At 62.7% G+C, this 12838-nt stretch carries 11 protein-coding genes; 6 read left to right on the top strand and 5 right to left on the bottom strand.

Annotated features, from left to right (window positions below; translation table 11 throughout):
- Positions 1 to 59: 59 nt before the first annotated feature.
- Both coaD and J2887_RS01995 read left to right on the top strand, forming a co-directional pair.
- Positions 60 to 542 (top strand): pantetheine-phosphate adenylyltransferase, encoded by a 483-nt coding sequence (gene coaD, locus J2887_RS02000; RefSeq protein WP_227173790.1) that lies wholly within the window; start codon positions 60 to 62, stop codon positions 540 to 542.
- A 99-nt stretch (positions 543 to 641) separates the two neighbouring features.
- Positions 642 to 887 carry a YfhL family 4Fe-4S dicluster ferredoxin gene (locus J2887_RS01995; RefSeq protein WP_227173789.1) on the top strand — a complete coding sequence of 82 codons (246 nt, stop codon included), beginning with the start codon at positions 642 to 644 and terminating at the stop codon, positions 885 to 887.
- A 62-nt stretch (positions 888 to 949) separates the two neighbouring features.
- Here J2887_RS01995 and J2887_RS01990 read toward each other — a convergent pair whose 3' ends face one another.
- From J2887_RS01990 to hemB, 3 genes are read right to left on the bottom strand one after another with little or no spacing between them, the layout of a single operon-like run.
- Positions 950 to 2245, bottom strand: a complete 1296-nt coding sequence (locus J2887_RS01990; protein WP_227173788.1) for a DUF945 family protein — start codon at positions 2243 to 2245, stop codon at positions 950 to 952.
- Positions 2246 to 2283: 38 nt separating this feature from the next.
- The gene (gene ppk1, locus J2887_RS01985; RefSeq protein WP_227173787.1) at positions 2284 to 4413 is read right to left on the bottom strand and encodes a polyphosphate kinase 1; all 2130 of its coding nucleotides are present in this window, start codon (positions 4411 to 4413) and stop codon (positions 2284 to 2286) included.
- A 39-nt stretch (positions 4414 to 4452) separates the two neighbouring features.
- On the bottom strand, positions 4453 to 5466 hold the full coding sequence (gene hemB / locus J2887_RS01980) for a porphobilinogen synthase (protein WP_227173786.1): 1014 nt from the start codon (positions 5464 to 5466) through the stop codon (positions 4453 to 4455).
- Positions 5467 to 5749: 283 nt separating this feature from the next.
- Here hemB and J2887_RS01975 point away from each other — a divergent pair, with 283 nt between their 5' ends.
- The 4 genes from J2887_RS01975 (at position 5750) to panP (ending at position 10594) form a co-directional block, all read left to right on the top strand.
- A complete protein-coding gene (locus J2887_RS01975) occupies positions 5750 to 6382 on the top strand; it encodes a TetR/AcrR family transcriptional regulator (protein WP_227173785.1) in 633 nt (210 codons plus the stop codon).
- A 3-nt stretch (positions 6383 to 6385) separates the two neighbouring features.
- Positions 6386 to 8089, top strand: a complete 1704-nt coding sequence (locus tag J2887_RS01970; protein WP_227173784.1) for an isovaleryl-CoA dehydrogenase — start codon at positions 6386 to 6388, stop codon at positions 8087 to 8089.
- Between the two features lie 90 nt (positions 8090 to 8179).
- On the top strand, positions 8180 to 8518 hold the full coding sequence (locus tag J2887_RS01965; RefSeq protein WP_227173783.1) for a DUF503 domain-containing protein: 339 nt from the start codon (positions 8180 to 8182) through the stop codon (positions 8516 to 8518).
- 390 nt (positions 8519 to 8908) lie between these two features.
- Entirely contained in the window at positions 8909 to 10594 is a 1686-nt protein-coding gene (panP, locus tag J2887_RS01960; RefSeq protein ID WP_227176027.1) for a pyridoxal-dependent aspartate 1-decarboxylase PanP, read from the top strand.
- 54 nt (positions 10595 to 10648) lie between these two features.
- Here panP and J2887_RS01955 read toward each other — a convergent pair whose 3' ends face one another.
- Both J2887_RS01955 and J2887_RS01950 read right to left on the bottom strand, forming a co-directional pair.
- Positions 10649 to 10915, bottom strand: a complete 267-nt coding sequence (locus J2887_RS01955; protein ID WP_227173782.1) for a hypothetical protein — start codon at positions 10913 to 10915, stop codon at positions 10649 to 10651.
- 140 nt (positions 10916 to 11055) lie between these two features.
- Positions 11056 to 12618, bottom strand: a complete 1563-nt coding sequence (locus tag J2887_RS01950) for an inorganic phosphate transporter (RefSeq protein WP_227176026.1) — start codon at positions 12616 to 12618, stop codon at positions 11056 to 11058.
- Between the last annotated feature and the right edge of the window lie 220 nt (positions 12619 to 12838).

Genomic DNA, 12838 nt, shown 5'->3' with positions numbered 1-12838 from the left:
CGAACTTCGGCCCCAGTTGCTGCTATCCTACGCGCCTGGAGAGCACAAGGAGCCCAATCATGCCCACCGTCATCTACCCAGGAACCTTTGACCCCATCACCAACGGCCACACCGATCTGATCGAGCGGGCCGGCCGGATGTTTGACCAGGTGGTGGTCGCCGTTGCCTACAATCCCAAGAAACAACCGCTGCTAACCCTGGAAGAGCGGGTTGAACTGGTGGAGGAGTGCACCGCCCATCTGGACAATGTCCGGGTGACCGGTTTCAGCAATCTGCTGGCGGAATTTGTGCGAGAGCAGAACGCCACGGTGATCCTTCGCGGCCTGCGCGCGGTGTCGGATTTCGAGTACGAATTCCAACTGGCGGACATGAACCGGCGCCTGGCTCCGGAGGTGGAAAGCGTGTTCCTGACACCGGCCAACCACCTGTCCTACATTTCCTCGACGCTGATTCGGGAGATCGCATCCCTGGGCGGTGATATTTCCGAATTCGTGCCGCCGGCGGTGGCCGCGGCGCTGGCCCGCAAGTTCGGTCGCCAATAGTCGCTCTGTTGATCAGCATTCCGGGGGCAACAGCCACCACTTTGCCCCCGGTTTCCGGTAAAATACCGGCGTTCTTTGAGATTCCCGAGGTGATGCCTGATGGCCTTGATGATTACCGACGAATGCATCAACTGCGACGTCTGTGAACCCGAATGCCCGAACGAGGCGATTTCGCCCGGTGATGAGATCTACATCATTGATCCCAACAAGTGCACCGAGTGCGTCGGCCATTACGATGAGCCCCAGTGCCAGGCGGTATGTCCGGTGGACTGCATTCCGGTCGATCCGGAACGGGAGGAGACCCGGGAGCAGCTGATGGACAAATACCACCAACTGACCGGGTAATAACACAACGCGGCGGTCGGCCCGGCCCACTCTCTGGTACCGGGCCCGACAGCCGCCGGCTTTCAGATCAACGGCGGCAGCGGGATGCTGGTCTCGTTAACGCCGATCACCCGGTCCTTGAGCCGGGCCTCGATGCGATAGACATCGTCATCCCTCACAATCAGTCCCTGGGACTGTAGCGGACGGAGCACGTCCCGGGCCAGCTGCGGATTCTTGTCCACCAGTGCCGCCGGCACCGCCAGCTCCAGATCCCCGACCAGACCATCCATGACCACCCGCAGATTCGCCCGCTCAGCTTCCGGCACCAACGGATGCTGCAACGATGCCCGCCCGGTGATGTCGCCTTCCGGTGTCTGCAATAAAAGTTCCGGTACCGCCACCGTCAGACCATGGCCTGCCAGGGCTTTCAGGGTATCCGACAGCTCCGCCATCAGCGCCAGCTGTCGATCCACCTGGGCCCGGGTGGGTTGCCCGGAAGGACGCGCCAGACTCTGCAGGTCGGCGAACAGCTCGCTGAGGCGATTCCAACTGTCCAGATGGGCGCCCTGAATGGCGAAGCTCATCCGCTGTTGACCATAGCTGGAGTCAGCAACGGCCAGTTCCTCCACTTCCAGCTCCGCCTCGCTGTCAAAGCGCTGCTGGCCATCGGTGGCGGTGGTTTTTCCCCGAACCGTAATCCCTTTCAGCGTCACCGCCGGCTGATCGGTATCCGCCAGGGACACCTGCGCCAACGTCAACTCACCGCCGCCCTGCCAGAGCTGCCCGCGAACCTGCTGCAGCTGCTGGCTGAGCCGCAGGTCGTCGAACGTCAGTCGCACTCCGGGAGCCCTGGCTGCCATTCCCGGCCAACGCAGGTCGATCTCGGCGTCACGGCCCTGATTGGTGATCCGCGCCCAGCCATAGGCTTCGGCAGCGTTAAAGGACTCCCCGGTGGCGGTGTTCTCGACGCTGACCGCCGGTACGTTCAGTTCCAGCGTCACCGTGCCCCACAACCGCGATGCCATTACCAGGTGCGGCCGGCGTTCGCCGAACAGAGGCTGCCCCAGGACCTGGAAACGCTCTGACGTGGTGACATCCAGCTCACTGCCCAGCAGGCCATGACTGACCTCACCCTGGAACGGAATGGTGATCGCCTGCCCTGTTTCGGGGTTGGTGAACACCAACCGGCCACTGACATCGGCGCTGAGGTAATGCCGGTCGTAGCGGCCGGTTTCCAGCCGGAACAGCGCCTGATTGCGGTTCAGCTCCGCTGTCGCCCGCTGCCACTGGGTTTCGGTGGCCTTGCCAACCAGCCAGGGCGCACTGGCAGCCAGGGCCAGTACCAGTGCCCCGGCCGCCAACATCCATGATCGCTTCAAACTCTACTCCGTCGCTATGTGCGGTTGTTTACCGGCGGTCATTTGCCCGCCAGGCGCTCCAGTAACACCAGCTGGGAGGCAAAGCGTTCTTCGCCCTCCGCCGGGTGGTTCTGGATGTACTGGCCATCCGGCTGCAGCTCCCAGCTCTGGCAGTTGTCATGGAGGTAGGCGTCCAGGTCACTGCGCAAACGCTCAGCCAGGTCCCGGTCATCCACCGGGAAAGCCACTTCCACCCGGTTGATCAGGTTACGGACCATGCCGTCAGCGCTGGAACAGTAGATCTCCGGCTTGCCATTGTTGCCGAAGCTGTAGACCCGGGTGTGCTCCAGGAAACGGCCGATGATGGAGCGCACGTGAATGTTCTCCGACAGTCCCGGCACCCCCGGTCGCAAGCAGCAGATGCCACGGATGATCAGGTCCACCCTTACCCCGGCCTGGGAGGCACGGAACAGCGCCAGCATTACCTCAGGCTCGGTCAGCGCATTGATCTTGAAGATGATATGGCCGTTCTCGCCGTACTCCGCCTCCCGGTCGATCAGTTCGATCAGTTTCTTGTGGAGGGTAAAGGGCGCATGGAACAGCTTCTTGATCTTCAGCGCCTTACCCATGCCGGTGAGCTGCTGGAACAGCTTGTTGACGTCGTCCCCCAGGGCATCGTCACAGGACAGCAGGCTGTAATCGGTGTACAGCCGGGCATTGCCGGCGTGATAGTTGCCCGTTCCCAGATGGACGTAGCGCTTGAGCCGGCCTTCCTCGCGGCGCACGATCAGGATCATCTTGGCGTGGGTCTTGAAGCCCACCACGCCGTACACCACGATCACCCCGGCTTCCTGCAGACGACTGGCCAGCTCCAAGTTCTCCGCCTCGTCGAACCGCGCCCGCAGTTCAATCACCGCGGTTACTTCCTTGCCGCGCCGGGCCGCGTCCATCAACGCTTCCACAATCTCGGAGTCGGCGCCGGTGCGGTAAAGGGTCTGGCGAATGGCCAGCACCTGCGGGTCCTTGGCGGCCTGACGCAGGAAGTCGATCACCGGCGTAAAGCTCTCATAGGGATGCAGCAGCAGTTGCGGCTTCTGACGGATGGCGTCAAACATCGCCTCGGCGTTGCGGATCTTCTTCGGCACCGAGGGCGAAAAACCGGGATAGGTGAGGTCGTCCCGATCCACCAGGCCACCCACCGCCATCAGCCGGGTCAGGTTAACCGGGCCATGGACCTTATAGAGATCACGCTCGGTGAGGCCAAACTCCCGGAGCAGGAACTGCACCAGTTCCTCAGGACAGTTATCCGCCACCTCCAGCCGCACGCCGTCGCCAAAGCGGCGGCTCAGCAGCTCGCCCCGCAGGGCGGACGCGAGGTCTTCCAGGTCGTCTTCCAGCTCAAGGTCGGCGTTGCGGGTCAGCCGGAACTGGTAGCAGCCCTTGACCTCCATACCCGGGAACAGCTGATCGGCATGGGCGTGAATCATCGACGACAGGAACACCAGGTTGTCGCCACCGTCGCAAACCTCGTCCGGCAAGCGCACAAGCCGCGGCAGTGAACGCGGCGCCGGCACGATTGCCATACCGGTTTCACGGCCGAAGGCGTCCTTGCCGTCCAGTTCGACAATAAAGTTGAGGCTCTTGTTGACCAGTCGCGGGAATGGGTGGGACGGGTCCAGACCAATGGGGTTCACCACCGGCAGGATCTCTTCCTCAAAATAGCGCTGCACCCACTCCACCTGGGCGGGGGTCCACTCCCGGCGGCGGACGAAGTGAATGTTCTCCTTCTCCATCTCCGGGATCAGCACGTTGTTGATGATGTCGTACTGTTCGGTGATGTACTGGTGCGCCACCTGGCTGATTTCATTCAGCAGCTGGTTGGGCAGAATGCCATCCGGCCCCGTACTCTCACGACCGTACTTGATCTGCTGACGCAGCCCGGCCACCCGGATTTCAAAGAACTCATCCATGTTGCTGCTGAAAATGCAGCAGAAGATCAACCGGTTGATTAGCGGGTGGGTCGGGTCCAGAGCCTGCTGCAACACCCGGTAGTTGAACTGCAGGTGGCTGAGTTCGCGATTGAAGTAGTTCTCGCTGGCCGTGGGATCAATGGTCACAACTTCCTCCACTGAATCCACCTCGGCCTTGCCGGCCACCGGTTTCAGGGCATTTGCAGAATCCGTCGTCATGTCGTGTCGTCCTCGCAGTTCGCCACGGCCAGCCTGGGCTCAGCCGCGTTGTTGGAGTATCCGCGCCGCTCGTACGGCGAAGTAGGTCAGGATGCCATCGGCACCGGCCCGGCGCATGGCCAGCAGGCTTTCCATCATCACCTTGTCGCCGTCCAGCCAGCCGTTCTCCGCAGCCGCCATGTGCATGGCGTACTCGCCACTGACCTGATAGACAAAGGTGGGCACCTTCAGTTCGTGCTTGACCCGGTAAACGATGTCCAGGTACGGCATACCCGGCTTCACCATCACCATGTCCGCGCCTTCCGCCAGATCCATGGCGACTTCGTGCAGGGCTTCATCGCTGTTGCCCGGGTCCATCTGGTAGGTTTCCTTGCTGCTCTTGCCCAGGGTGGAGGACGTGCCCAGCGCGTCCCGGAACGGACCGTAGTAGCTGGATGCGTACTTGGCAGAATAGGCCATGATCCGGGTGTTGATATGGCCGTTTTCCTCCAGCGCCTGGCGAATGGCACCAATGCGGCCATCCATCATGTCCGACGGCGCCACCATGTCGGCACCGGCATCGGCGTGGCACAGGGCCTGGTTCACCAGCGCCTCTACGGTGACATCGTTGAGGACATAGCCATCATTGTCGATGATGCCGTCCTGGCCGTGGGAGGTGTAAGGGTCCAGTGCCACGTCGGTGATCACCCCCAGCTCCGGATGCGCCTGCTTGAGCGCCCGGATGGTGCGGGCAATGAGGCCCTGACTGTCCCAGGCCGCACTGGCCGACAGGCTGCGGTCCTCCGGCGCCACTACCGGAAACAGGGCGACTGCCGGAATCCCCAGCTCCACCAGCTCCGCCGCCTGTTCCACCAACAAGTCGATACTCAGACGCTCAACGCCCGGCATGGAAGGCACCGCCTCCCGCTGACCTTCCCCTTCCAGCACAAACACCGGAAAGATCAGGTTATCAACACTGAGCCGATGCTCCCGCACCAGCCGACGGGTAAAATCGTCGACCCGGTTACGACGCAAACGGCTGGCGGGGAAGGCACGATGGGTGGGAGAGTTCACTGCAACCTCCTGTAGGAGTCTATTAGGAAAGGAAATTCTTCCATCATACACCTCTGCCGCGAGGAGCACAGACCCCGACACGACGAGGGTAGCAACCAAATTGTTACAGATTAATGACAACGCCGCCCAGACCGCACCAGCCCTGACCTGCGGCGCGACCTAGGGCACCGGCATTGCGGCAACTGCGTACCGCAACGGACGCCCGGACGCCGTGCCACGGATTGCCCCGGCAGCGTTGACACAAAGAATGAATAGTGATTCACTTGTTTTAGAGGAAACAGCCATGGCCTATCGCGAAACCGAAAAGATGCGCCAACGCAAGGCCCAGACACGCCAGCGCATTCTGGATTGCGCCCGCCAACGGGTCTTCGAGGGGGGCTTCGGCAACGCCCAGGTAACCCGCATCGCGCAACTGGCCAGTGTGGCCACGGGCACCATCTACCGCCACTTTGACTCCAAGGAGGAGCTGTTCGCGGAGATCTTCCGTGACGCCACCGAACGGGAGGTCAACAAGGTGTCGGAGGATCTGGCCAGTCACGGCGATGCCGTCAGCCGCCTGGGCAAGGCGCTGCGACGCTTCGCCGAGCGGGCACTGGATGCCCCGGTGATGGCCTGGGCGCTGATTGCCGAACCGGTGGACCCGCGCGTGGAGGCGCAACGGCTGATTTACCGCCGGGCCTACGCCGAGCTGTTTCAACGCACCATTGAAGAAGGGATCGAGGAAGGCTCACTGCCGCCACAGGATGCGCATTTCAGCAGTACCTGTCTGGTGGGCGCGATATCGGAAAGCCTGGTAGGGCCGCTGTCGCCCACGCAAGCGGGCGATGGCGATATCGTCGAGCCGGAACACACTGACCCGCTGGTCGACACCATTGTGCGCTTTTGCCTGCAGGGACTGACCGGCAACCGGAGGTAAGTTATGAACGCCCAGCACCAGCCCACGGCCAGCTCGATCGACGAGCAGCCAACCGACCGCTACCTGGCGGTTACCCACGAGGTCACCAACCAGCCAACCGCGCTGGAGAACTACAACCTCTACCAGCAGGACACCGCCCTGCAGCAGGCCGTGGCGCGGGAAGGCGCGAGCTGGGCTGAGGATGAGCTGGTGCGCTTTGGCGCCCTGGCCGGTCAGGCCGAGACCATCGATCTTGGCTTCAAGGCCAACGAGAACAAACCGACCTTCAACACCCACGACCGTTATGGCCACCGTATCGACGAGGTGGAGTTCCACCCCGCCTACCATGAGCTGATGACGATTGCCCTGGAAAACGGCCTCCACAGCAGCCCCTGGACCAACCCGGGTGCGGGCGCCAACGTCGCCCGCGCGGCCAAGTACTACATGCACTCCCAGGTCGAAGCCGCCCATGGCTGCCCGGTCACCATGACCTTCGCCGCCATTCCGTCGATCCGCCATCAGCCAGACCTGGCGGCGCAGTGGGAACACAAGATCCTCCACAACAGCTACGATCCCCGCAATGTCCCGGACAGCGAGAAACAGTCCGTCACCATTGGCATGGCGATGACAGAAAAGCAGGGTGGCAGCGATGTCCGCGCCAACAGCACCCGGGCGTTGCCGATGGGCCAGGGTGGCCCCGGCCAGGCCTACGAGCTGGTCGGCCACAAGTGGTTTGTCTCAGCCCCGATGTGCGACGCCTTCCTGGTACTGGCCCAGGCCCCCGGTGGCCTGTCCTGCTTCCTGATGCCGCGCTGGCGCCCGGACGGCAGCAAGAACCCCTGGCAGATCCAGCGCCTGAAGAACAAGATGGGCAACGTCGCCAACGCCTCCAGCGAAGTGGAACTGCGCGGCGCCCTGGCGTGGATGGTGGGCGAAGAGGGCCGTGGCGTCCCTACCATCATCGAGATGGTGGCCATGACCCGCTTTGACTGCATGATTGGCAGTTCCGGCGGTCTGCGTCAGGCTGCCGCCCAGGCCCTGCACCATTGCCGCCACCGCAGTGCGTTCGGCGCCACCCTGGCAGACCAGCCGCTGATGCAGAACGTGCTCGCAGACCTGGCGCTGGAGAGCGAAGCCGCCATGGCCCTGACCCTGCGGGTCGGCCGCGCCCTCGACAATCCGGACAACGAACAGGAGCAGCTGTTCACCCGGCTGGCGACACCGGTGGGCAAGTACTGGATCTGCAAGCGGGTACCCAATCACGCCTACGAATCGATGGAATGCATCGGCGGCAGCGGGGTAATGGAAAACTGCATCATGCCACGGCTGTTCCGGGAATCCCCGGTCAACGCCATCTGGGAAGGCAGCGGCAACGTCCAGTGTCTGGACACCCTGCGGGCCTTGCAGAAATCACCGGAGTCACTGTCGGCGTTTTTTGCCGAGCTCGACCTGGCCCGCGGCAGCGACAATCGCTTCGACCGCTTTGTCGATCAGCTCAAGGGTGACTTTGCCCGCACCGACGACATCCAGTACCGCGCCCGCAACCTGGTGGACCGGCTGGCGCTGTCATTGCAGGCCTCGCTGCTGCTGCAACAGGGCACCCCGGCGGTGGCGGACGCGTTCTGCGCTGCCCGCCTGGAGCACCACGGCGGCCTCAACTACGGCAACCTGCCCCGCGGCGTGGATGTCCGCGCCATTATCGAGCGGGCCACACCTGTAGTCGACTGACGGCGTATAGTAGACTGACGGCGTATCACACAGCCCCGGCCGGTCGCGTCCTGCGTCCGGCCTGCCCTGCTCCACTGCCGGAGGTTTTTCATGTCCGACGCCCTGCGCCGCCTGATCCAGGCCGATCAGCAACAGCCCACCATCACTCCGCATATCGGGGTAATGACCCTGCACTTCCAGGTCTATGGCTGCGACGACCTCAAGGCCAAGCGCAAGGCGTTCGCGCCGCTGAAAGCGGTCTGGGGCCGGGAACCGGACCTGGCGGTGGCGGAAACCGCCGACCAGGAGGCGCTCGATTGCGCCACCTGGAGCATCGCGGTCCTGGGCACCTCCTCCCAGGCCATCGACCAGCGCCTGGACCAGATCGAGAAAGCCATTGCCGAGCGCATCGACGCGCCGGTACTTGAGGTCCAGCGGGAACTGCTCTGACCACGGCCCGGGTGCCTGCAGCAGCGACCCACCCGGGTCAATCCGGCTTATGGCACCACTGCCGGGGAGCCCGTATACTACGCCCCCCTGAGAGGACCAGAAATGACCCTCTGAATAACTCTGAATCGCCTCTGCGCCCTGGCCCATAGGTGATCCGAAGGTATTTAGAGGCAGCTAACAGAAGCCTCTGAACAGCACTTGCTTCGCCAGCGGACGGTGTGAGGTGTTGTTCAGAGTGTCTCTGCAACCGGCAGTCGGCCTCCCCGTTTGGGAACCCAGAAAAGTGTGCCAGACTGCTGTAACAGACCAGCGGTAAGCCTTGGCTTACCGCCGTTCTCCGTTGGCCAGCCGGGATCGGCCGACGGATACCACGGAGACCGTGTGGCGCCTATGACCGGTAAGAAAAAATCCGCTCACGCCTCGATCGAGGCCATGTATCGTGTGTTCACCGTACCGGAAGCACCCGACTCCACCCTGAGCCGGATCGACCAGAACATATCCAACAACCTGGCGGGGTTCCTGCAGGAGCACATCGTCGCCGTTGAGCGGGACCTGAGCGATGTGGAGAAAAACTTCTCCGACTCCAGCATCCCCGAGAAACCGGTGTTTGTCTCCGAGCAGACCCAGTTCCTGCTCGACAAGCTGGTGGCCAACTCGGTTCATACCGCCTCCCCCAGCTTCATCGGTCATATGACCTCGGCACTGCCCTACTTCATGCTGCCGCTGTCAAAGATCATGATCGCGCTGAACCAGAACCTGGTGAAAACGGAGACCTCCAAGGCCTTCACGCCCATGGAGCGGCAGGTGCTGGGAATGATTCACCGCCTGGTCTACAAGCAGGACGGCGCCTTTTACCGCAAATGGATGCACGATCCGCGACATTCGCTGGGAGCGATGTGCTCCGGCGGTACCGTGGCCAACCTGACGGCGCTGTGGGTGGCCCGCAACCGCGCCTTCCCCGCCGAGGGCAGCTTCCGCGGCCTGCACCAGGAAGGCCTGTTCCGGGCACTGCGCTACTACGGCCACGAAGGCGCTGCGGTGCTGGTGTCCAGTCGCGGCCACTACTCCCTGCGCAAGGCTGCCGACGTGCTCGGACTGGGCCGGGACTTCCTGGTACCGGTGCCGACGGACGATGACAACCGCATCCAGACCGATGCGCTGCGGGAAAAGTGCCTGGAACTGCAGAAACAGAAGATCAAGGTGATGGCCATCTGCGGCGTCGCCGGCACCACCGAAACCGGCAATGTCGACCCGCTGGAAGCGATGGCCGACATTGCCCGGGAATTTGGCGCCCACTTTCACGTTGACGCCGCCTGGGGCGGGCCGACCCTGTTCTCCCGCCAGCACGCCCATCTGCTCAAGGGCATCGAGCAGGCCGACTCGGTCACCTTTGACGCCCACAAGCAGCTGTATACGCCGATGGGGGCCGGCCTGGTGGTGTTTCGTGACCCCAGCCTGTCGAGCGCGGTGGAGCACCATGCCCAGTACATCATCCGCAAGGGTTCCCGTGACCTCGGCAGCACCACCCTGGAAGGTTCCCGCCCGGGCATGGCGATGCTGATCCACTCCGGGCTCAAGATTCTCGCCCGGGAAGGCTATGAGATCCTGATCAATGAGGGCATCGCCAAGGCCCGTCGCTTTGCCGACCTGATCGATGCCCGCGACGACTTTGAGCTGATTTCCCGACCGGAGCTGAACATTCTCACCTACCGCTACTGTCCCGCCAAGGTTCAGCAAGCACTGGCGCTGGCAGACCCGCTCCAGCAGGAGCGCCTCAATACCGGACTCAACCGGGTGACCAAGTTCATCCAGAAAACCCAGCGTGAGCGGGGCAAGGCGTTTGTCTCCCGAACCCGACTGGAACCGGTGGCCTATCAGCGCTTCCCCTGCATTGTCTTCCGCGTGGTGCTGGCCAACCCGTTGACCACCGACGAAATCCTGCGGGACATTCTCAGCGAGCAGGCGGAACTGGCCCAGGAAGCGGGCATTGCCGATGAAATGGCGATTCTGGAGGAGATCACCCGGACCGTGCTGGCCGGGCAGGAAGGCGGGGAAGACCTGCGCTCACAGGCCTGAGGCGGGTGCAGGACGGCCGATGCCGTCCCGTCACCGAATGGCGGGGGCCGGACCTCAGTAGAGGGCGGCCTCGTCGTCCAGCACCTCGTGGAGGATGTCCAGGAACATGCGATCCGCCTCACTCCACTGCTCCGGGATACGGACCGTGGTGTTGGCGCTGATTTCCCTCGCGATCAGTTCGTTGGCGTTCTGCTCATTGCGGTACTTGCGGGCGATCTCCACGGATTTGACCGCCACGGTGGGATCGCTCAGCACCTTCTTGATAAAGGTGCGCAGTTCGTCAATGGTCTTGGCCTGACGACTCTCGGATGCTGAACTCATCTGTTTACTCCCTCGATAAATGACCCGGGCTGCGATCATGCCGCAACCGCGCGATACTGTCACGGCCCACGATACCGCCCCCGCAGCACCGCCCATTATAGCAGGGGCGAATGCCATCGGCGGCAACGGACGCCAAGCGGTCAGACCATCAGACCCCGCACCGTGAAGAACAGTATCGCCGCCATGCTGGCCGACGCCGGCACGGTAATCACCCAGGCCGCCACGATCTTGGTGAGGTGGGAGCGCTTCACCAGCTCTTCCCGGTAGATCTTCTTCAGCCGCTTGCGTTCTGCTTTCGACAGCGGGACGTCTTTTTTGTTCTGCTTGGCTTCCTTCAGCAGCTGCTCCATCTCTTCCACCGATGCCTCCCGGAAGTTGTCCAGGAACGGCTGCAGTCGCGCCCGCTGCTCGGGCCCATGACGCTCAATGATGGAGTGCAGCTGGGAGGCGTAGTTGGACTTCAGGTACTCCCGCAGGAAACCCACCCCGAACACCCCGCCAATGGCGATGTGGGTGGAGCTAACCGGAAGCCCAAGCTGGGAGGCGATGATCACCGTCAGCGCAGCCGCCAGCGCGATACAGAAGGCACGAGTCTTATCCAGCTCGGTGATTTCGCTGCCCACGGTCTTGATCAGCCGGGGCCCGAACAGCATCAGCCCGAAAGACAGCCCCAGGGCACCAACGATCATCACCCACAGCGGGATGCTGGCGGAGGTCACCACACCACCGTTGGACAGAGCGTCATTGATGGCCGCCAGCGGACCGATGGCGTTGGCGACGTCATTGGCGCCGTGGGCAAAACTCAACAGGGCGGCGGCGAAAATCAGCGGCCAGGTGAACAGGGTGTTAACCCCGGCGGCACTGTTGGCCATGGTCGCCGCCTTACGGGCTACCAGGGTGCGCATGATGGCGAAGGTCACAGCAGCCACCGCCAGACCCACCAGGGACGCATCCAGGAAGTCCACTTTGATGACCTTCTTCACACCCTTGATCATCAGATAGGTGCCAAAGGCCCAGGCCATGATGGCGACCATCCAGGGCACGAAGCTGCGGGCCGCCGGGATCACATCGCGACGGTAAAGCACGGCCTTCTTGATCAGGAACAGGAACAGCGCCGCCAGCAGGCCACCCAGGGCCGGCGAAATCACCCAGCTGGCTACGATCTTGCCCATCACCGCCCAGTTGGCGATGCCCCAACCACCGGCGGCGATCCCCGCTCCCAGGACCCCACCTACGATGGAGTGGGTGGTGGACACCGGCGCGCCCATCCAGGTGGCCAGGTTCAGCCACAGGGCGCCGGCCAGCAGAGCCGCGGTCATCAGCCAGACAAAACTGTTGGGATCGGCCAGGCGCTCTGGCGAAATGATGCCGCCCTTGATGGTGGAGACCACATCACCGCCGGCAATCAGCGCACCGCTGGCTTCGAACACCGCCGCCAACACCACCGCAGCCCCCAGTGACAGGGCCCCAGAGCCAACCGCCGGGCCGACGTTGTTGGCCACGTCGTTGGCGCCGATGTTGATGGCCATGTAGCCACCGATCACCGCCGCGGCCATCAGCAACATGCTGTTGGGCAGGCCGCTGCTCAGCTGCCCCACGACCAGCCAGACGCCGAGCAGGAAGAAGAGACTGATGCCGATCCGATAGCGCTCTGTGGTAGGACTGGTAAGGAGGGAGTCGAGAAAACCGTTAGCCTGGGCCATGGAGAAAACCACACTCATGCAGATAGGAACCAGGGGCGCACTATAGTGATTTTGTCATTAAATTGAAATCATCGAAAACCGAGATGCTAGCCCCGAAAATCCGGTCGTTTGCTGCCTTATTGACATAAAGCAAGCTAATCAGTGGCACTCTATCACTGTTTTGTCCACAGTGATTGCCGCATAATCCCTCCATGGTCGCCGAAAAGAACGATAACCGCCG

The organism is Marinobacter sp. CA1, from assembly GCF_020546665.1.
Taxonomy (GTDB): Bacteria; Pseudomonadota; Gammaproteobacteria; order Pseudomonadales; family Oleiphilaceae; genus Marinobacter; species Marinobacter xestospongiae.
Note: the sequence above shows the minus strand (reverse complement) of the source record. Positions and strands in the feature narration are given on the sequence as shown.